At 61.4% G+C, this 19,930-nt stretch carries 19 protein-coding genes; 13 read left to right on the top strand and 6 right to left on the bottom strand.

All coding sequences use genetic code 11. The features are described from left to right. Window positions 1–121: 121 nt before the first annotated feature. The 3 genes from AABA48_RS04205 to AABA48_RS04195 all read right to left on the bottom strand — a co-directional run bounded on the left by AABA48_RS04205 (window position 122) and on the right by AABA48_RS04195 (window position 4,227). Window positions 122–904, bottom strand: a complete 783-nt coding sequence (locus tag AABA48_RS04205; RefSeq protein ID WP_286349935.1) for a 4Fe-4S binding protein — start codon at window positions 902–904, stop codon at window positions 122–124. Window positions 905–947: 43 nt separating this feature from the next. Next, window positions 948–1,343, bottom strand: coding sequence for a response regulator (locus AABA48_RS04200; RefSeq protein WP_286349936.1), 396 nt, complete (start codon window positions 1,341–1,343; stop codon window positions 948–950). Between the two features lie 184 nt (window positions 1,344–1,527). Beyond that, window positions 1,528–4,227 carry a PAS domain S-box protein gene (locus AABA48_RS04195; RefSeq protein ID WP_338271162.1) on the bottom strand — a complete coding sequence of 900 codons (2,700 nt, stop codon included), beginning with the start codon at window positions 4,225–4,227 and terminating at the stop codon, window positions 1,528–1,530. A 257-nt stretch (window positions 4,228–4,484) separates the two neighbouring features. Between AABA48_RS04195 and AABA48_RS04190 the strand changes: the two genes are divergently transcribed. From AABA48_RS04190 to AABA48_RS04150, 9 genes are all read left to right on the top strand, one after another. Beyond that, the gene (locus AABA48_RS04190; RefSeq protein WP_286349938.1) at window positions 4,485–4,862 is read left to right on the top strand and encodes a NifB/NifX family molybdenum-iron cluster-binding protein; all 378 of its coding nucleotides are present in this window, start codon (window positions 4,485–4,487) and stop codon (window positions 4,860–4,862) included. Window positions 4,863–4,878: 16 nt separating this feature from the next. Continuing rightward, window positions 4,879–5,289 carry a DUF302 domain-containing protein gene (locus AABA48_RS04185; RefSeq protein WP_254278497.1) on the top strand — a complete coding sequence of 137 codons (411 nt, stop codon included), beginning with the start codon at window positions 4,879–4,881 and terminating at the stop codon, window positions 5,287–5,289. A 22-nt stretch (window positions 5,290–5,311) separates the two neighbouring features. Then, the gene (locus tag AABA48_RS04180; protein WP_338271161.1) at window positions 5,312–6,307 is read left to right on the top strand and encodes an arsenic resistance protein; all 996 of its coding nucleotides are present in this window, start codon (window positions 5,312–5,314) and stop codon (window positions 6,305–6,307) included. A 21-nt stretch (window positions 6,308–6,328) separates the two neighbouring features. Then, entirely contained in the window at window positions 6,329–6,685 is a 357-nt protein-coding gene (locus AABA48_RS04175) for a DUF134 domain-containing protein (RefSeq protein ID WP_338271160.1), read from the top strand. Then, on the top strand, window positions 6,678–7,073 hold the full coding sequence (locus AABA48_RS04170) for an iron-sulfur cluster assembly scaffold protein (RefSeq protein WP_286349941.1): 396 nt from the start codon (window positions 6,678–6,680) through the stop codon (window positions 7,071–7,073). The genes AABA48_RS04175 and AABA48_RS04170 overlap by 8 nt, the downstream gene beginning before the upstream one ends. 66 nt (window positions 7,074–7,139) lie before the next feature. Further along, window positions 7,140–8,030, top strand: a complete 891-nt coding sequence (locus AABA48_RS04165; RefSeq protein ID WP_286349942.1) for an Mrp/NBP35 family ATP-binding protein — start codon at window positions 7,140–7,142, stop codon at window positions 8,028–8,030. Continuing rightward, window positions 8,027–8,272, top strand: a complete 246-nt coding sequence (locus tag AABA48_RS04160; RefSeq protein ID WP_286349943.1) for an Rdx family protein — start codon at window positions 8,027–8,029, stop codon at window positions 8,270–8,272. Before AABA48_RS04165 ends, AABA48_RS04160 begins: the two co-directional genes overlap by 4 nt. An 11-nt stretch (window positions 8,273–8,283) precedes the next feature. Then, window positions 8,284–8,535 (top strand): GSU3529 family protein, encoded by a 252-nt coding sequence (locus AABA48_RS04155; RefSeq protein ID WP_324312029.1) that lies wholly within the window; start codon window positions 8,284–8,286, stop codon window positions 8,533–8,535. 124 nt (window positions 8,536–8,659) lie between these two features. Then, window positions 8,660–9,622 carry a radical SAM protein gene (locus tag AABA48_RS04150; RefSeq protein ID WP_338271159.1) on the top strand — a complete coding sequence of 321 codons (963 nt, stop codon included), beginning with the start codon at window positions 8,660–8,662 and terminating at the stop codon, window positions 9,620–9,622. Window positions 9,623–9,663: 41 nt separating this feature from the next. Here the strand turns inward: AABA48_RS04150 and AABA48_RS04145 are convergent, their stop codons facing one another. The 3 genes from AABA48_RS04145 to dnaE form a co-directional block, all read right to left on the bottom strand. Further along, entirely contained in the window at window positions 9,664–10,407 is a 744-nt protein-coding gene (locus tag AABA48_RS04145; protein ID WP_286349946.1) for a pseudouridine synthase, read from the bottom strand. Window positions 10,408–10,521: 114 nt separating this feature from the next. After that, complete coding sequence (locus AABA48_RS04140) at window positions 10,522–11,481, bottom strand: acetyl-CoA carboxylase carboxyltransferase subunit alpha (protein ID WP_338271158.1); 960 nt, start codon at window positions 11,479–11,481, stop codon at window positions 10,522–10,524. 240 nt (window positions 11,482–11,721) lie between these two features. Next, window positions 11,722–15,189, bottom strand: coding sequence for a DNA polymerase III subunit alpha (dnaE, locus tag AABA48_RS04135; protein WP_338271157.1), 3,468 nt, complete (start codon window positions 15,187–15,189; stop codon window positions 11,722–11,724). A 329-nt stretch (window positions 15,190–15,518) separates the two neighbouring features. Here dnaE and AABA48_RS04130 point away from each other — a divergent pair, with 329 nt between their 5' ends. The 4 genes from AABA48_RS04130 (at window position 15,519) to AABA48_RS04115 (ending at window position 19,922) form a co-directional block, all read left to right on the top strand. Beyond that, window positions 15,519–16,421, top strand: coding sequence for a sensor domain-containing diguanylate cyclase (locus AABA48_RS04130; protein WP_338271156.1), 903 nt, complete (start codon window positions 15,519–15,521; stop codon window positions 16,419–16,421). 3 nt (window positions 16,422–16,424) lie between these two features. After that, window positions 16,425–17,489: a magnesium/cobalt transporter CorA gene (gene corA, locus AABA48_RS04125; RefSeq protein WP_338271155.1), complete on the top strand. Its 1,065-nt coding sequence runs from the start codon at window positions 16,425–16,427 to the stop codon at window positions 17,487–17,489. 151 nt (window positions 17,490–17,640) lie between these two features. Beyond that, window positions 17,641–18,222, top strand: a complete 582-nt coding sequence (locus AABA48_RS04120; protein WP_338271154.1) for an SCO family protein — start codon at window positions 17,641–17,643, stop codon at window positions 18,220–18,222. Beyond that, the gene (locus tag AABA48_RS04115; protein ID WP_286349950.1) at window positions 18,219–19,922 is read left to right on the top strand and encodes an amino acid ABC transporter substrate-binding protein; all 1,704 of its coding nucleotides are present in this window, start codon (window positions 18,219–18,221) and stop codon (window positions 19,920–19,922) included. The genes AABA48_RS04120 and AABA48_RS04115 overlap by 4 nt, the downstream gene beginning before the upstream one ends. The last annotated feature ends 8 nt before the right edge of the window (window positions 19,923–19,930 follow it).

Raw genomic sequence — 19,930 nt, 5'->3', positions numbered from 1 at the left:
CAACTACGATTGCTGACCCTTTTGTTGTTACAAACTTCAACAGGGCAGCCGACAGCCTGGCGCCCTGCTCCTCTTCCGCCCGCCTGTAATCGTCGCGAATGCCTTCCTGTTGCGTGCCAACCTACAGGAACCATGCCGGCTCTTTCCGCTCACTGCACTGGCTGGTCAGCATCTCGCGCCGTGTGTCAACCGTGGGGTGATGCAGCGTCCTTGCCCCTGCAGGACAGCCTTTGGTGCAAGCGCAGCACTTCAGACACCCTTCCGCGCTCGTCAGGACCCTGTCATCCACCTTGATGACAAAGGTCGGACACAGGGCGGCGCAGGTACCGCACAGGGTGCAGAGTCCGGGATCGGTTTCCGGCGCGACACCGCCCAGCGGCGTCCGCTCTCTGTAGGGCACGTCGCCCGGAATCACCGGCATTGCCGCACCGGTGCCGGCACTCAGACGGCGGGCGATGAGCGATCCGAACTCCCGCGCCTTTGCCAGGTCGGCCGGGTCCGGGCGATGGGCGGCAATCGGTTGGGTAGCCGTCGAATACGAATGCTCACCGATAAACGCGCCGGCAGCGATCGCCGTAAATCCTTTGGCAACAGCGACATCCCGCAATTCGATCAGCGCATCCTCGAATGCCCGGTTGCCGTACAGGACAACCAGCACGGCGGGAACGCCGGACGCCGACAAACCACTCAGTCGCTCCAGACAGATTTCCGGCACCCGCCCCGCGTAAACCGGGACACCGATAACGGCAAGACCGTCATCAAGCCGCAGATCGAGTCCACCTTTCAACCGGGTCAGGTCATGATGTGCAACACTCGTGTCGCCAAGGCCCTCGGCAATCCGTTCGACGATCATTTTCGTGGTGCTGGTGGGGGAGAAATAAATCAGGTGAGTCGTGGCCGGCATAGAGACCTTCTTTCGTATGATTGGCGTGATTCTGCGCAGTGATTCATGGTGTCCCGATGGCCTCGATCAGCTGTGAGATGTCATTTCCCCTGAACGGTTTCGGCAGAATCCCCCGGATGTTGAGACGTTCCATCTCCACCTGATCGAGGAATTCCGGGCTGCCGCTCGATATGAAGGCAATCAGATCCGGATCAACCTCCGTGATCCGGGCAATGGCTTCAAGCCCCCCCATTCGGCCGGGGACGGATAAATCCATGATCACCGCCGCATAACGCCTGCCCTGGGAAAGGGCGGTGCCGTACAGTTCCAGGGCCTGCTTGCCGTCTTCGGCAAAGTCGGCGGAAAACCCGCACCGTTCAAGGTAAAAGCCCGCAATCATCCTGATGTCTTCGTCATCGTCCATTACCAGGACCCTGCCGCGATACTGGTTGTTTTGCATCAGTTCACCCCGCCAACACAAGATGAAAGTCCATCAGGCCGCTCACGTCCCAAGCGGATCATGCCGCTCAGAAATTTCGAGGAGCGGGCACAGCACATCGGCACAGACGGGGTCGGCACCGGAAGTATGGGTAAAGCCGGCCGCACGGGACATAGCCTTAACTATAATTCGTTTTGTTGTTTGTTCAATCGAAGAGTTTTGCCGTAGAGCTCAGGTCGCGGGGCACTATGACCGAGGTCCCCCCCCCGGCCGGCTCATGCTCATGATGCAGGCTTGTCAGCACCTCACGGCCATCCAGCACCCGACGGATTGCCGTGAGAATGTCCTGGGGGAGGAGCGGTTTGGGAACGAATTGAATGCCGGGATCGAGAACGCCTTTGTTCTCGATCAGATCGGCAGTGTAGCCGCTCGTATAGACGACCTTCACAGCCGGGTTGATCTTCAGGAGTTCGTCGTGGACCTGGCGGCCATTCATCCGCGGCATGATGACGTCCAGAATCACCAGGGCTATATCCTCTCCAGCCGCACGATACCGTTCAATGGCCTCCACCCCGTCCCCTGCGGTCACAACACGGTAGCCGAACATTGTCAGAATATCCGCCGTGGTGGTTCGCACGGATTCGTCATCTTCCACGATCATAATGGTTTCGTTTCCCCCCGGGAGAACCGGCGTCGCATCGGCATATTCCTCCCGCTCACCGGCTGCCAGGGGAAGATAAATCCGGAATGTGGTACCCCTCCCCACCTCGGTATAGACCGTGATCACCCCATCGTGCTGCTTGATGATGCCGTAAACCACGGCAAGACCGAGGCCTGTCCCCTTGCCGACCGGTTTTGTGGTGAAGAAGGGGTCGAAGATTTTCTCCTTTGTTGCGTCATCCATGCCGGTCCCGCTGTCGGTAACGGTAAGCAGGGCATAGTCTCCCGGACGGCAACCGTGGAGGGACGCTGAAATCGTGTCGAGTCGCACCATGTCCGCACCTATGGCCAACATCCCCCCTTCCGCCATGGCGTCGCGGGCGTTGGCCGCCAGATTGACAATGACCTGCTCTATCTGGCCCTGGTCCACGGAAACAGGCAATCCGTAGCCCGGCAGGGAGAATTTCAGCTCGACATCCTCTCCGATTATCCGTTGCAGGAATTTCTCCATATCCGCAACAATTTCCGCCAAATCATGCTGTTTCGGCACAATGACCTGCTTTCGGCTGAATGCCAGGAGGCTTCGAGTCAAGGTAGCCGCTTTTTCAGATGATTTGAGGATCTGGTCGAGCAGGGGCAGGAACTGGGGATACTGCTCAAGCTTCAGCCGCAGCATCGAGCCGCACCCCATGATGACCGTAAGTATGTTGTTGAAATCGTGGGCGACACCTCCCGCGAAGGTACCGATCGACTCCATCTTCTGAGCCTGCCGGAGCTGGTCTCCCAGTTTGCGCTTGTCGGTGATGTCGTGAATGATCGAATGCAGGTACTCCTTGCTTCCGATGCGGACCTTGCTGCTGTAGACCTCGACATCGACAACGCTGCCGTCGGCCTTTCGATGCTGGAATTCGAACCGGGTATTCCCGGAATTCAGGACCTTGTCCATCTCATCCTTCACCTGCGAGAAAGGAAGGGTGTTGATTTTGGAAATCTTCATGCCGCACAGTTCGGCCACAGACCAGCCGTAAAAGAGCGCTGCAGCATTGTTGGCATCGACGATGGCGCCGCTTTCTGGGTCAATGATCAGCTTTGCCGCGGCATGATCCTGGAAAATGTTCCGGAATTTTTCCTCGCTCTCCCGCACGGCAGCCTCGGCCTGCTTACGCTCGGTGATGTCATGGGCAAAGGAGAAAGAGAACCGTTCTCCTTCGAAATCGAGATAGGTGACAGTGATCTCGACCGGGAAAACGCTACCGTCCTTGCGCCGGTGGAGGGTTTCTATGGTGCCGGAGCCGCGCTCGCGGATGTTCGCCCGGTGCCTGAGCCAACTATCATCGCTGAACGTCGGGTCAATATCGAAGACCGTCAGGGAGCAGAGCTCATCCCGTGAATAGCCGAGCCCCTCGCAGGCTCGACGGTTCGCATCGATAATGCGGCCATTCTCGGCCACGGAAAAGATGGCAATGGCCGATTCGTCCATGCAGAACCGCGCCAGACGCAATTCGCGTTCGGACGCCTTGGCCCTGGTGATGTCTTCGGTAAAAATGACGATGCCCCCCACTCGACCATCTCCCTCGTACCAGGGACGCACTTCCCAGCGCAGCCACTGAGTTCGGCCGTCAGCCCGCACGAAGCGATCCTCTTCGACGCGGATAACTTCCCCCGCGAGGCCGCGGCGATGCACGGACTTCCACTCTTCCCCGATTTCCGGGAAGATATCATAGTGAGACATGCCGAGAATATCGCCGTCTCCAAGACCGTAGTCTTCGCGCCAGCGCCGGCTCACGGCAAGATACCGCATCTCCCGGTCGAACATGGCAAGGGCGGCAGGCGCATGCTCCGTGAACAGACGCAGCCGCTCGTCTGAAGTCCCGGTCTGCACTCCATTAAACGTCAGCACCACTACGCCGACAACGGCACCGTCGTCATCCCGTAACGGCGAAGCCGTTGTCAGCCACGTCCCCGCCGGTCCCGGGCAGTGTTCCGGAAGGGGCTTGATCAACTCAGCGTCTGAAGGCGTGCCGGCCTCCACGGCGATAGCCGCCGGGCAGTTGCGGCACGGAGCGTCCATCCCCCGCACTGAATAGCACTTCCTGCCCACGAGTGCCTGCAAGGAAAGCTCCACGGCCTCCCGGTACGCCCTGTTCGCCCAGACGATCCCATACGCGGTGTCGCACACGGCGACCTGCACCGGAAGGTCTTCAAACGCCTCGATATGGGCCTGTCTCAGAATGATATCTTGCATCGTTGTTCTTCTCGGACACTGCCGGCAAGACTACCTCTTCATGGAATTATACGTGATAAATGTGAGAATGCCCGTGCAAACGCCAACTTTTAGCCGGCATCACCCTACCCTGTCGACCGATCCTGTCCCATCGCAACCTGTTTACCGGTTCCACTGACGCCGTTTTCTACCAGAAATTAATTTGTACACAAAGCTATTGACATTCAAGAAACCGAATGCAATAGTGTGCATATGCACACAACAAAAAGGAGGCGCGTATGAAACTCTGCTTTCCCGTGACATCGGATGATGGACTCGACAGCAAGGTGTATGAGCACTTTGGATCCGCACAGCGCTTTATCGTAGTGGACACTGAGACCGGGGCAACGGTGTCCATCGACAACACCGACAAACACCACACCCACGGATCGTGCAACCCGTTGAAGGCCCTGGCAGGAGCACCGCTCGACGCGGTCGTGGTCGGAGGGATCGGCGCCGGTGCCCTTATCATGCTCAACCGCGCACAGGTCAGGGTATTCAGCTCTCAGGCGCCCACAGTAGGGGAAAACGTTGCTTTGTTCAGAAGCGGCGCCTTCCAGGAAATCGTACCGCCCACCTGCGGCGGCCACGGTCATGGCCACGGCTGCGCTCACTGAACAGGAGAGATCGATCATGAACTGGGCGGAACTGTATCAGGCTACAACGGACAAACCCCTCGGCGAGTTCGTCGCGGCGCTGGCCAAGGCCGGCAGCCGGCGAGGGTTCGTCATTCACAATGAGGAAAAGATGGAAATGGCGCATACCTTCGGTGCCCATGGCGTAATGGTTGGCGAAGGGTTCGATCTCCATATGATCCAGGTCTGCAAGCCGGAAAAGGCGGCCGCAAGCCTCCAGAAAAACCCGGAACGGGCCGCTCTCATGCCGAAATTCATCACCACGTTCACCCGCGACGGCAGGACTGAGGTCCGGATGCTCCGCTACCGCAGGCCCATGATCGAGGCCCTGGTGGACGACACCGAGTTCGCCTCATCCCTGGATGAGAGCTTCGATGCCATCGTGGCCATGATCGAGGAGGCGCGCTGAGCGCGCGCAGAGGGCCAAGGCTATGTGGCAACTGCTGAGCAGACTCAACAAGAACCTGGTGCTGGCCATTCCCGCCACGATGGCCGCGGGCTTCGTCTTCGGTCTCGCGGCTGAGACCGGCTTTCTCAAGGGGCTGATCATCCCCTTCACCTTTCTCATGGTCTACCCCATGATGGTGACCCTTAAGCTGAAGAAGGTACTGGAGGGGGGTGACGGCAAGGCCCAGCTGTTCACCCAGTTCATCAACTTCGCGGTGGTGCCCTTTGTCGCCTTCGGGCTGGGAAGGCTTTTCTTCGCCGACCATCCCTACATGGCCCTGGGCCTGCTGCTTGCGGCCCTGGTCCCCACCAGCGGCATGACCATCTCCTGGACCGGCTTTTCCAGGGGGAACCTCGAAGCGGCAGTCAAGATGACCGTGGTGGGTCTCATCCTGGGTTCGATCGCAACCCCCTTCTACGTGCAGGCCCTCATGGGCGCCCATGTGGAGGTGGATATGGCCGGCATCATGAAGCAAATCGCGGTCATCGTCTTCCTGCCCATGGCGGTCGGGTACGCGACCCAGCGCTACCTGGCAGCGAAACACGGCCGGAAGGGATTCCAGGAACAGTGGGCGCCCCGCTTTCCCTGCCTCTCCACCCTGGGCGTCCTGGGCATCGTTTTCATCGCCATCGCCCTCAAGGCCCAGGCCATCGCGGCCCGGCCCCAGGATCTGCTGGCAATCCTGCTGCCCCTGGCCATTCTCTACGGCATCAACTATAGCCTCAGCACCGTCGTGGGCAGGCTGTTCCTTCCCCGGGGCGATGCCATCGCCCTGGTCTACGGCACGGTGATGCGCAACCTCTCCATTGCCCTGGCCGTGGCCATGAACGCCTTCGGCAAGGCCGGTTCCGACGCGGCATTGGTCATCGCCCTGGCCTACATCATCCAGGTGCAGTCAGCCGCCTGGTACGTGAAATTCACTGGAACGCTCTTTGGAGAGGCGCCGGCGCCGTCCTGTCCCGCACCGGGGCGAGACTGACCGGCATACGGAAAGGAATCCATGTCGCCACGCAAGAAAAAACAACGCAATTGCATCTGCCCGCTCCGCGAAAAACTGGGACACGTCTTCAAGCCCGCGGGCACTCCGTTGAAGGAGATGGAGATCATCATCCTGGATCACGATGAACTTGAGGCCCTGTTTCTCTGCGACAAGCAGGGCTTGAACCAGGAAGCAGCGGGCGAACTGATGGGAATCTCCCGGGGAACGGTCCAGCGCCTGCTGGCCCAGGGGAGGAAAAAGGTAATCGAAGCTCTTGTGGAGCAGAAAGCCCTGGCCGTGGCCGGGGATGTGCCCGAACAGGGCACATCGGATGACAACGCCGAGACCGGGGAGCGGAAGGGAACCGAACATGGCTGAGATCTATTCGGCAAAGGTATGGGATCACGTGCGCAACCCGCGCAATGTGGGGTCACTGGAGGATGCCAACGTGGTGGTACAGGCAGGCGACCCCACCTGTGGCGATGCGGTGCTCTACTTCCTCAGGATCGAAGAGGATATCGTGCGCGACATCAAATTTCTCATCAAGGGATGTGGTGCGGCCATCGCCACATCGTCAGCGGCAACGGAGCTTGTCATGGGCAAGGGGCTCGACGAGGTCATGGGGCTCTCCGACCAGATCATCGCCCAGGCCCTTGACGGGCTCCCCGAAGAGAAGATGCACTGCTCGAACATGGCGGCTTCGGCGCTCCATGCGGCGGTCAAGCAATACCGCGCAACAGTGGCGGGTGAGACGAAGCCCTTATGAGTCTCGTGGTGGGATGGCGACAAAACATAGCCGGCGAAATTCGACAGAAAGAACGAGGTGAACGGCATGCAAGGTGAGAAAGTAACGCAGAAATCGTGCAGCAGCAAACAGGTGGAAGAGCTGCACCGGCTCAAGGAACAGATCGAACTCCAGGAAACCCTTTTCAACATCAAGCACAAGATCGTGGTGCTTTCGGGCAAGGGGGGCGTGGGTAAGAGCACGGTGGCGGTCAACCTGGCCGTGGCCCTCTCGCTCAGCGGAAAGAAGACGGGATTGCTGGATGTCGATCTGCACGGGCCAAGCATCCCGACCCTTCTCGGCATCGAGGGACGGCTTCCGGCAACCGCCGACGCACGGATCGAACCGGTTCCCTATAGCGACACCCTCAAAGTCATGTCGGTAGGGCTGCTGCTGCGCGACCGGGCAGAGGCGGTAGTCTGGCGGGGGCCGGCCAAGCATGGCGTCATCAAGCAGTTTCTGGCCGCCGTGGAGTGGGGCAACCTGGATTACCTGATCGTCGACTGCCCGCCAGGGACCGGTGATGAGCCTCTCTCAGCAATCCAGCTTCTGGAAGGGGCGGAGGGCGCCGTCATCGTCACCACTCCCCAGGACGTTGCGCTCAACGACGTGCGCAAGTCGGTCACCTTCTGCCGTCAGATGAAGCTGCCTGTCATCGGCGTGGTCGAGAACATGAGCGGCTTTGTCTGCCCCCACTGCGGCGAAGGGGTCGACATCTTCAAGAGCGGCGGCGGCAGGCTCATGGCCGATGAAATGAGCGTGCCCTTCCTGGGCAGGATTCCGCTGGACCCGGCCATGGTCAGAGCCGGCGACGAGGGAGAGCCCCTGGTGGAACACCGGGCCGATTCCCCCACGGCAAAGGCCTTTGCCGACATCGCGGAGACTGTCGCGGCCCGTTGCGATACCGCCGTCACCACGGCACGGGAGGGTGGACAATGAACGTCAGGATCCTGTTCTGCCCCACCTGAAGCCAGTATCCCATTGCGGCCGGTCTGGCCCGCTTGATCGAGCAGACGGAAGGGGACGTGTCGGTTGAACTTGACAAACAGGCACCACGGAGCGAATTTGCCGTGTACCTGGACGGAGAAAGAATCTTTTCCCGCCTCGAACGGGGCCGGATGCCGGAGCCGCTTGACATTATCCCGGCAATCCGCGCCCGGCGCCAAGGCGCCTCGGGTTGAAAGGACTGCGTATGAACGTCTTCGAAGAACTCAGGGAGGTTGCCCTCCGGCAGAATGCGGAGGGTGAATTCCCGGGATGGCTGCTGGCCGATGTACTGAGCATCGCCGACGACCCGGAGCGGTATGGGGACCGTACCCATCTGGTGGAGACCCTTGTTTCGCAAATCAGGGAGTATGATCCCTTTGCCGGGGCGGGATGCTTCGGCACGGCCGTGGGCATCGAGGAAATCCGCGCAACGCTTCGCCACCTGACCCTTCCCTGAGCTGCCGAGAGTCACGGCCGTCTCTGGCATATATTTCCGAACAGGGTATACTTTGTGATGAATTCATGATTTTGCCGGGCACATGCCCGGACAAAACGTAGTGTTCATGCAAGACGGACGCATCATGTTCATCTTCGGACCGGTACCATCCAGGCGCCTGGGGCGCAGCCTCGGGCTCGACACCATACCTGCCAAGGCATGTTCCTATTCCTGCGCTTACTGCCAGTTGGGCCGAACCTGCTCCATCCAAACCGCCCGACGCCGCTTCTGTCGCCCGGAAACCATTGCCGTCGAGGTCGAGCGGGCGGTCCGCCGACTCACCGAACGGGGTGAGCGGGTCGATTACCTTACCTTTGTGGCAGACGGCGAACCGACCCTTGACCTGAACCTCGGGAGAGAAATCGAGCTGCTCAGGCCCCTCGGCATCAAAATCGCCGTCATCACCAACAGCTCGCTCATCTGGCGTTCCGACGTCAGGGCCGAGCTGGCACTGGCGGATTGGGTTTCCCTCAAGGTGGATGCAGTGGACGGGGACGCGTGGCGACGCATCAACAGGCCGGCTGCCACCCTGCGGCTCGCCGACCTTCTGGGCGGCATGACCCTGTTTGCCGGAGAGTTCACGGGGACACTCGCCACTGAAACCATGCTGGTGAGCGGCGTCAATGACTCCGAAACCAAACTGGAGATGCTTGCTGCGTTCCTGGGGGAGCTGAAGCCGGCCGTGTCCTATGTCGCGGTCCCCATCAGGCCGCCGACGGAACGGTGGGCGACGCCACCGACAGCCGATGCCCTCAATCGGGCCGTGCAGATTATCTCGGGGAGCGTTGCACGGGTGGAATACCTCACCGGCTACGAAGGGAACGATTTTACCGGCAGTGGAGACGTGACCGCCGACCTGCTCGGCATCACGGCCGTTCATCCCCTGCGGGAAGATGCCGCACGTGAGCTTCTGGTCAAGGCAGGTGCCGACTGGTCAGAGGTGGAACGGCTCATCGACAGGGGCCTTCTTCTGGAAACCACCTATGACGGCCGAAAATTCCTGCTGCGCATGAGGCCATGCGCATTTCCCCTCAAAACGATGCACTAAGTCCGGACACAAAATGATCCAACAAAAACAGCCTTGAGCGATCAGGCTTTCCGCCGGCGCTGTTCTCGTTTCTCGCGGCCGGCCAGGGCCGCCACCTCTGCCGGGCTGAGGGGCCGGTACTCCCCCGGTTTCAGGTCGCCGAGCGAGACCGCGCCGTATCTCACCCGGCGCAGGCGGACCACTGACAGGCTCACGGCCTCGCACATGCGGCGAACCTGGCGGTAGCGCCCCTCGTGAATCACGATGGAGAGCCAGGTGTTGTTGTCGCTCTGGCTGGACACCTCCACCTTTGCCGGCGCCGTCGGTCCGTCGTCCAGCTCCACGCCGGCAGCCAGGCGCCGGACCTGCTCCTTGGCAACCGAACCCCGCACCCGGACCAGGTATTCCTTGTCCACCTCGTGGCGGGGATGGGCGAGCCGGTTGGCCCAGGCACCGTCATTGGTGAGCAGCAGAAGCCCCTCGGTGTTGTAGTCGAGCCGTCCCACGGGAAAGACGCGGACATCGAGCCCCTTGAGGAGATCGGTGACAATGGGCCGACCCTCCGGGTCCCTGAGGGTGGTCATGTAACCGACGGGCTTGTTGAGGATGAGATAGACCTTCTTCTCCGCCGGACGGACGGGCTGCCCGTCCACGGTTATCCGGTCCCGCTCCGGGTCGGCCTTGCTCCCCAGCTCGGTAACGACCGTGCCGTTCACCGCCACCCGCCCCTCGGCGATGAACCGTTCCGCCTCGCGCCGGGACGCGACCCCCGCCTGAGACAGCAGCTTCTGCAATCGTTCTTCCATATACCCCTCTAAAAAGACTAAAGGCCGAAGACCGGGGAATCCCCCCGCAAACGTCTCCAGCCTTCAGACTGTCAGGTTGCCCGGAGGCGGTCACCGCCCCGGTGCGTCTCGGTCCTACCCTTCGATGAACCGCGACATTTTGCGGAATTTCTGGTACCGCTCCTCCACCAGTTGCTCCGCGGGAATCGCCTTCAGCTCCTTCAACTGCCGGGCGATGGCTTCGTGGAGGGTCCTGGCCATGGCTTCATGGTCGCGGTGGGCGCCGCCCAGGGGCTCGGGCACGATCTCGTCGATCACCTCAAGCTCCTTCAGGTCCTTGGCGGTCAGTTTAAGTGCCTCGGCGGCCTGTTCACCCTTGGTGCCGTCGGACCAGAGAATGGCGGCGCACCCCTCGGGGGAGATGACGGCGTAGATGGAGTACTGGAGCATGAGAACCCGATCGCCCACGGCGATGGCCAGCGCCCCGCCGGAGCCCCCCTCGCCGGTGACCACGACGATGATCGGCACGGTGAGGGCCGCCATCTCCCTGAGGTTGCGCGCAATGGCCTCGGCCTGGCCCCGCTCCTCGGCACCGATGCCGGGGAACGCGCCGGGGGTGTCCACGAAGGTTATGATGGGCAGCCGGAACCGTTCGGCCAACTCCATGATCCGCAGGGCCTTGCGGTACCCTTCGGGGTTGGGCATGCCGAAGTTGCGGTAGACCTTCTCCTTGGTGTCCCGCCCCTTCTGGTGGCCGATGACCACCACCGGCTCGCCGTCGAGCTTTGCCAGGCCGGCGACAATGGCATGATCGTCGCCGAACAGCCGGTCGCCATGGAGCTCGGTAAAATCGGTGAAGACCAGGTTGACGTAGTCCAGGGTGAAGGGACGCTCGATGTGGCGGGCCACCTGAACCGTCTGCCAGCGGGACAGGTTGGAGAAAATCACCTCGCGCATCCGGTCGATCTTCTTCTCCAGCTTGGTCACTTCACCCGCCAGTTCGGCGTTGGTGCCGGCCAGCTCGGCCAGTTCCTGTACTTTTTTCTCCAGCTCAACCACCGGTTTTTCGAATTCCATGTAATATTGGGCAGCCATTGAGTGTTCTCCTTTGGGTATGCGTTACCTTCTCCATGAATCCATGACGGCCACAGCACCGCTTCGCTCCGCGTGCCGCCTGCACCGCCGCTGTACGGCTCATTCCGCTACCGGCCTGTAACTCACCCCGTCGGGTTCAGACAAACAGGCCGCTGAATGCTCCATTTCGCCTACAGCAGCTGGCGCTCGGGCACAGTCGCTCCGTCGGCGCAGCTGCCGTCACGGATTCAGATGCTCTCTCTATTCAAACGCAACGGCATGATAGCCGAAGAGATTCTTTACCTCCACCGTCAATTCGTCGGAGGGCGCAACCATGCAGGAATCGGGCAGGGCAATAGTGGCGCGGCACTGGTCCGGGATGTCGATGGTGAGAGTGGCCTTGCAGGTACCGGGATGGCGGAGCATGATCGCCTTGAGCTCCTCCAGGCGATAGCGGTCGAGGCCGTCCCCCTGCAGGGCGAAGATCACCCGTGAGGTCTGCCGCGCGGTCACCTCCCGGAGGGGAACCACGTCGCTGGCCATGATCTTGGCGCTCTTCTCCCCCTTGTCGATGGTGCCGGTGACCAGCAGCGGATCGTCCGACTTGAGGTATTCCGACGCCTTGGCAAAGACCTCGGGGAAGACCACCACCTCCACGGAGCCCACCAGGTCCTCCAGGGTGGCAAAGGCCATCCGGTCCCCCTTCTTGGTCATGAGCTCCTTCATGGTGGCCACGATTCCGCAGATTTTGACCTCGCTCTTGTCGGCCCGCTCCTCCAGGGTGGCGGTGTCGGCGGTGGTGAAGCGCCGGATGTCCTTCTCGTGGCGGCCCAGGGGATGGCCGGTGATGAAGAAGCCGAGGGCCTCCTTTTCCTGGGCCAGCAGGAACTTGTCGTCCCATTCGGGCAGATCGGGGAGCTGCACCTTTCCCTTGCCGTTGCCGTTGGTCCGGACGATCTCCTCGGCACCGAAGAGCGACACCTGGGCGCTTTCCTTCTCCTGCTGGATCTTCTGGCCCAGGGACATGGCATCTTCAAGAGCTGCCGTGAGCTGGGAACGCCGCCCGCCAGTCGAGTCGAAGGCGCCGCACTTGATCAGGGATTCCACCACCCGCTTGTTGACCTTGCGCAGGTCGACCCGCTCGCAGAACTCGAAAATATCCTTGAACGGGCCGTCGCCCCGGGCCTCGATGATGGCCTCGATGGCCGACTCGCCCACGTTCTTGACCGCGCCGAGACCGAAGCGGATGGAGTTGCCCAGGACCCGGAACGACAGATCCGAGGCATTGATGTCCGGGGGCAACACCTCGATCCCCATCTCGCGGCAGTCGGCGATGTTCTTGACCACCTTGTCGGTGTTGGCCATGTCCTCGGTCAGGAGCGCGGCCATGAACTCAACCGGATAGTGGGCCTTGAGGTAGGCGGTCTGGTAGGCCACCAGGGCATAGGCGGCCGAGTGGGACTTGTTGAACCCGTACTCGGCGAACTTGGCCATCAGGTCGAAGATGGCCCCGGCCTTCTGGAGATCGATGCCGTTGTTCTTGGCACCCTCCAGGAAGATGTCCCGCTGCTTGGCCATCTCGGCCGGGTCCTTCTTGCCCATGGCCCGGCGCAGCAGGTCGGCGCCGCCCAAGGAGTAGCCGGCCAGGGTCCGGGCGATCTGCATGACCTGCTCCTGGTAAACGATGACCCCGTAGGTATCCTTGAGGATCGGCTCCAGTTGCGGCAGGTCGTAGACCACCTTCTTGCGGCCGTGCTTGCGGTCGATGAAGTCGTCCACCATGCCCGAGCCGAGGGGGCCGGGACGGTAGAGGGCGCAGACGGCGATGATGTCCTCGAAGCAGGAGGGCTTGAGCTTGCGGAGCAGTTCCCGCATCCCCGAGGATTCAAGCTGGAACACCCCGGTGGTGTTGCCGGCCTGGAGCAGCTTGTAGCTCTCCTCGTCGTCATCCCGCAGGACGGCGATGTCGAAGTCCGGCTTTTTATCGGCCCGGATGTGCCGGACCGCGTTGAATATGACCGTCAGGTTCTTGAGCCCCAGGAAGTCGAACTTGACCAGCCCGATCTTCTCCACGTACTTCATGGAGTACTGGGTGGTGAGCGAGCCGCTCTTCTGGTCCTTGTAGACCGGGCAGAACTGCTCCAGCACATCGGGGGCCACCACCACGCCGGCCGCGTGGGTGGAGGCATGGCGGGCAAGCCCCTCCAGGCGCAGGGCCACCTCCAGCAGCTCCTTCACCCGCGGATCGGCCTCGGCCGCCTCGTTGAGCTTGGGCTCCTGCGCAATGGCCTTTTCCAGCGTAATGCCCAGGACTTCCGGCACCAGCTTGGCGATCCGGTCCACCTCGCCGTAGGTCATGTCCAGGGCGCGCCCCACATCGCGGATGACGGCCCGGGCGGACATTGTCCCGAAGGTGATGATCTGGCAGACCTTGTCGCGGCCGTACTTCTCGGTGACGTACTGGATCACCTCCTCGCGCCGGTCCTGGCAGAAGTCCACGTCGATATCGGGCATGGATATCCGCTCCGGGTTAAGGAAGCGCTCGAAGAGGAGGTTGTAGGGGATCGGGTCCAGGTCGGTGATCCGGATGGCGTAGGCCACCAGCGAGCCGGCCGCCGAGCCCCGGCCCGGGCCCACGGGAATGCCGTGGTCCTTGGCCCAGTTGATGAAATCGGCCACGATCAGGAAGTAGCCCGGGAACCCCATCTGCTTGATGCAGGCGAGCTCGATGGCGAGGCGGTCCCAGTAGGCCTGCTCCTGCTCGGCGGTCATGGACGAGTGCTTGGCCCGGATAGCGGTCAGGCGCGACTCCAGTCCCGTGCGGGCAGCCTCCTCCAGCATCTGATCAAGGCTCAGGCCGACGGGGGGCTCGAAGCGGGGGAAATGATAGGTCTTGAAGTCAAAGGAAAGATCGCACCGCTCGGCGATCTTCACGGTGTTGGAGATCGCCTCGGGCGCATAGTGGAATGCGGCGGCCATCTCCTCGGGGGTCTTCACGTAAAACTCGTCAACGGAGAAGCGCATCCGCGACGGATCGTTCATGGTCTTGCCGGTCTGGATGCAGAGGAGCACCTCGTGGGCCCGGGCATCCTCCCGGTTGAGATAGTGGCAGTCGTTGGTGGCCACCAGCGGCAGACCCACTTCCCGCGCCACCTCCAGCAGCCCCCGGTTGGCCTTGTCCTGTTCAACGAGGCCGTTTTCCTGAAGCTCGATGTAGTAGCGGTCCGGGAAGAGATCGGCATACCAGCGGGCCACGTCCACCGCCTCGGCGACCCGGTCGCGTTCGCACAGATAGGCAACCTCCCCCTTGAGGCAGGCGGAAAGGCAGATGAGCCCCTCGGCGTTCTCGGCCAGGACCTCCTTGTCGATGCGCGGCTTGTAGTAGAACCCTTCCTTGAAGCCGATGGAGACCAGTTTGGACAGGTTCCGGTAGCCGGTCATGTTCTCGCACAGGAGCAGCAGGTGGTAGCCGGCGCCGGCCTCCCCCCCCCTGGCCTCCTTGACGAAACGGGAGCCCGGCGCGATATAGACCTCCGCGCCGATGACCGGCTTCACGTCCTTGTCCTTGCATTTAAGGTAGAATTCCATGGCCCCGAACATGGCGCCGTGGTCGGTGATGGCCACGGCGGGCATGTCGTGGGACTTAACCTTTTTCACCAGGTCGCCCAGGCGGATGGCGCCGTCGAGAAGGGAGTACTGGGTATGGAGATGGAGATGGACAAAGCTCATTGATATCCCTGTGGACAGGCCCTGCGGCAGTATGCGGAGCCCGGAAGCACATACAACGATGGGAGCCGCGGTACCCTGCAACTCCCATTTTTACTCCAGCTAAAAATGTTCCCAATTATGTCACGAAACGCCGGACCCTGTCAACACGCCGGGACTACCGGACCGCCGGCGCAGCAACGTGCGGGCGACCTGAATTTACCGGCAACAATCCCGTACCTTCCGCTGCAGCTTTCCCCTGCTTCCCGGGTGGAAATCGCCGACAATTGCTTTACACTTAGCGTAAACGAGCAGGGAGGTTGCGCCCAACCGACCCGGAGGAACGTTAGCTGATGAAGCCTGACACCACCTTCTACAAAGAACTGATCGACAATCTGTACGACGGCGTCTACTTCGTGGACAGGGACCGGCGCATCACCTACTGGAACCGGGGCGCCGAACGGCTCACCGGCTACGGGGCCGACAACGTGACGGGTTCCCGCTGCCGGGACAACATCCTCTGCCACACGAATAACGACGGGGTCAGCCTCTGCGAAAAACTCTGTCCCGTGGCCCATACCCTGGAAGACGGCATCCCCCGGGAAGCAGAGGTCTTTTTCCACCATCGGGCCGGACACCGGGTGCCGGTCAACGTGCGTGTCTCGCCTATCCGGAACGGAAGCGGTGAGATTGTCGGTGCCGTGGAAGTCTTCAGCGACAATTCCGCCCGGCTCTCGGACCTCCAGCGGATCGACGAGCTTCAGCAACTCGTCTTTCTGGACCCCCTCACCGGCGTGGCCAACCGGCGCTACATCCAGATGTACCTCCAGTCCAAATTCGACGAGATGTTCCGGTACGGCTGGCCCTTCGGGGTCATGCTCCTGGATCTGGACCACTTCAAGGAGATCAACGACAGTTTCGGGCACCAGATGGGAGACGACCTCCTCAAAATGGCGGCCAGGACCCTGCGCAATGCCGTGCGCTCCTACGATCTGATCGGCCGTTGGGGCGGCGAGGAATTCATCGCGATCATTACCAATGTGAGAGAGAAACGGCTGTGCGAGATGGCCGAGCGATTCCGCCGCCTGGTCGAGGAGTCGAGCATGACGGTCGGCGACAACATCGCACGGGTTACCGTCTCCATCGGCGCCACCCTGGCAACCTCGGACGACACCGTCGGGAGCCTGCTCAAGCGGGCCGACGAACTCCTGTACCGGAGCAAGGGTGCCGGACGCAACTGCGTCACCTGCGCATAGACTATGAAAAAAATCATCAAGCAGCGTTCCCGCAAGACAGGCCTCCCTCCCGGCAGCCTGGTCCACATCGGCGAGCAGACCGGCGAACCGGTCCGGATATCCCTTGTCGACTACGACGAAACGAGCATCAGCGAGCGGGAAACGGACGACATTGCCGAGTGTTTTCCCCATCGCGACCAGCCGGGGGTGCGGTGGCTCGACATGGAGGGTATCCACCGGCCCGAACTGCTCAAGACACTCGGCGAATGCTACGGTATCCACCCCCTCACCCTCGAAGACATCCTCAATACCGACCAGCGCCCCAAACTGGAGGACTTCGACGACTATCTCTTCGTGGTCCTGAAGATGCTCTCCCTCCAGCCGGACGGCTCGCTTACCGCCGAACAGGTCAGCTTCGTGCTCGGCCCCTCGTTTCTCATCTCCTTCCAGGAAGGATTCAAGGGAGACCTCTTCGACTCCATCCGCCGGCGCCTGAGGGAAAACCGGGGCAAGCTTCGCAAGAGCGGGGCCGACTTTCTACTCTACTCACTCATGGACGCCATTGTGGACTACTACTTCGTGATCCTCGAAGATCTGGCCGAGCGGATCGAGGAACTGGAAGAAGAAGTCATCGCCGGCCCCAGCCGCAAGACGGTCGTGAAGATCCAGCACCTCAAGCGGGAAACCATCTTTCTGCGCAAATCCGTCTGGCCCCTGCGGGAGGTGCTGGGGCGGCTGGAGCGGCGCGAATCGCCCCTGGTGCGCGGCGAAACCGTCATCTACCTGCGGGACGTCTACGACCACTGCATCCAGATCATCGAAACCGTGGAGACCTTCCGGGACCTCCTGTCGGAGATCCTCGACATCTACCTCTCCGCCATCGGCAACCGGACCAACGAAGTGATGAAGGTGCTCACCATCATCGCCACCATCTTCATGCCGCTCACCTTCATCGCCGGGGTCTATGGCATGAACTTCCGCTACATGCCCGAGCTCGAATGGCACTGGGGCTACCCGGCCGTTCTCCTGCTGATGCTCCTGGTAAGCCTGGGTATGGGAATATTCTTCCGGCGCAAGAGATGGCTGTAGCACAAGGCTAGTGAAACAATTTACCAACAAAAATTTGTTGGGCGCTTTGGACAAACCGCCGGCTGTCGGCTATGCTAATACCCAATCGTGCGTTCATCGCAACCAGCAAGTGATCCCTTTGACAAATTCGACCGGAGGTCATGACATCCGCATGCATACCCTCATAAGACCGATCCTTCGTTCCTTCCTGGCCATTGCCGCCTGCCTTGCCCTTGCAAGTCATGCCACCGCAGCATCCCGTTCATACCAGCGCTCCGTAGAGAGCTACAGCATGCCCGACGTGACCCTCATCAACCAGGACGGGAAAAAGGTCCGGTTCAAGGAGCTCGTCGAATCAAACCAGCCCGTGGTGGTTGACTTCATCTTCGGCACCTGCACCACCATCTGCCCGGTCCTGTCCGCCACCTACACCAATCTCCAGACCAAGCTGGGCCCTGACTTGAGGAAAATCCACCTGGTGTCCGTCTCCATCGACCCCGAAAACGACACCCCCCAGGTCATGCGCGACTACCTTGCGCGCTACCGCGCCAAGCCGGGGTGGGATTTTCTGTCGGGCTCACGCAAGGACATCGACCGGGTCATGAACGCCTTCAATTCCTACTTTCGGAACAAAATGGACCACAAGCCCCTGACCTTCATCCGTTCGCCGGTCGACGGCAAATGGACAAGGATCTATGGCCTCATCAGCAACGTAGAATTGATGAATGAACTTACCAAAGCGGGGTTGAAATGATCTGCGTGACCGGTAAACGTCTTGCTCTTTCCGCTGTTGCCATGCTGCTCATGCTGCTGTGCTCCGCCGCGACAGGCCGCGCCGCAGCGCCGACCGCCGCGCTGTCTCCCGAAGAGATGCGCCAGGGCGAACGGATGTACCGGGAGGGGGTTCTCCCCTCGGGTGCCCCCATGAAGGCGTTCGTGAGCGGAGACGTGCCGGTGGACGGCACGGCATTCACCTGCGTAAGTTGCCACCTGCACAGCGGCCTCGGCTCCTTCGAGGGAGAGGTGGTCACCCCCCCCACCAACGGCCGGGTGCTCTACCAGGAGCGCAAGCCGTTCATTCCCGGTTCGGAATTCATCCCCTCCGTCTCCAACTACGCCAAGAACCTGCCGGTCAGGCCGGCCTACACCGACGAAACGCTGGCAAGCCTGATCGCCACGGGGATCGACCCCACCGGCCGCTCGGTACTCTACGTGATGCCCCGCTACGAACTCGGCGACCGGGACATGGCAATCCTCATCGCCTACCTGAAAGCGCTCTCCGACAAACCGTCACCGGGCGTCGGCACATCTGAGATCAAGTTCGCCACGGTGATCGTGGAGGGAACCAACCCTCTTGCGGTAGAATCCATGCTGACCCCAATCCAGTTCAGCGTAGACCGGAAAAACAGTCTCACCCTTGCGGCCAAGAAGAATTCCCGGGTGGCGCGCATGGCGTACAACATGCTCGGCGACCTCCACAGCATGAGCTTCACCCTGTCCCGCTGGACCCTGAAAGGTCCGCCTGAAACCTGGCGGGCCCAGCTTGACCAATACTACCGCAACGAACCGGTCTTCGCCCTGCTTGGCGGAATCTCCGAGGGAGAGTGGGAACCGGTGCACCGGTTCTGCGAGGAGAACCGCATCCCCAACCTTTTCCCCGTGGTCGATTACCCGGTCATCTCCGACACCGACTGGTACACACTCTATTTTTCGCGCGGCGTCAGGCAGGAAGGGGAAGCCGCCGCCCGGTACCTCAACGGCATGGCGGGCCTCTTCGGCAACCGCCCCGTGGTTCAGGTGATCAGGGATAGCCGCAAGGGCGAGGCCCTGGCCGATGGATTCCGCACCATCTGGCAGCAGCGTGGGCACGCCGCCCCCCTCGACATCCGCCTGACCAAGGGGGAACGCCTCACGGACAAGCTGATCAGGGAGATCCTCGACACCCGCCGGCCAGCGGCATTGCTGGTCTGGGACGACGATTCGGCCCTGCCCGCCCTGACCGGAGCCGCAGCCGGCAAGGAAGAACAACCGACGGTCCTCCTGGCCTCCGGCACCTATCTGGGCAAATCGCTCTGGAGCATTCCCGAGCCGCTGCGTGACCGCCTCTACCTGACCTACCCCTACCGGCTGCCCCAGGAAGACGTCCGTTTCGACATTGCCGTGAAAAAAGTTCTGCCCGGCAAAGACATCCAGTCCTTTGACCAGAAGATCATCCGGGAGTCGTTCATCACCGGCGAGGTCCTGGGCAAGGCACTGATGGAAATGCGGGCGGAATACTACCGGGACTTCCTGCTGGACAGCATCGGCATGATGACCGACATGTACTATCCTCTCTACGAGCGGGTCAGCTTCGGTCCGGGCCAGCGCTATGCATCCAAGGGGTGCTATATCGTGCAGCTCGGCAAAGGAGAATCGCCCAAGCTCGAACGGCGCAGCGAATGGGTCATTCCGTGACCCGAAGG

This window comes from Geobacter sp. 60473, from assembly GCF_036323535.1.
Classification (GTDB): Bacteria; Desulfobacterota; Desulfuromonadia; order Geobacterales; family Geobacteraceae; genus Geobacter; species Geobacter sulfurreducens.
Note: the sequence above shows the minus strand (reverse complement) of the source record. Positions and strands in the feature narration are given on the sequence as shown.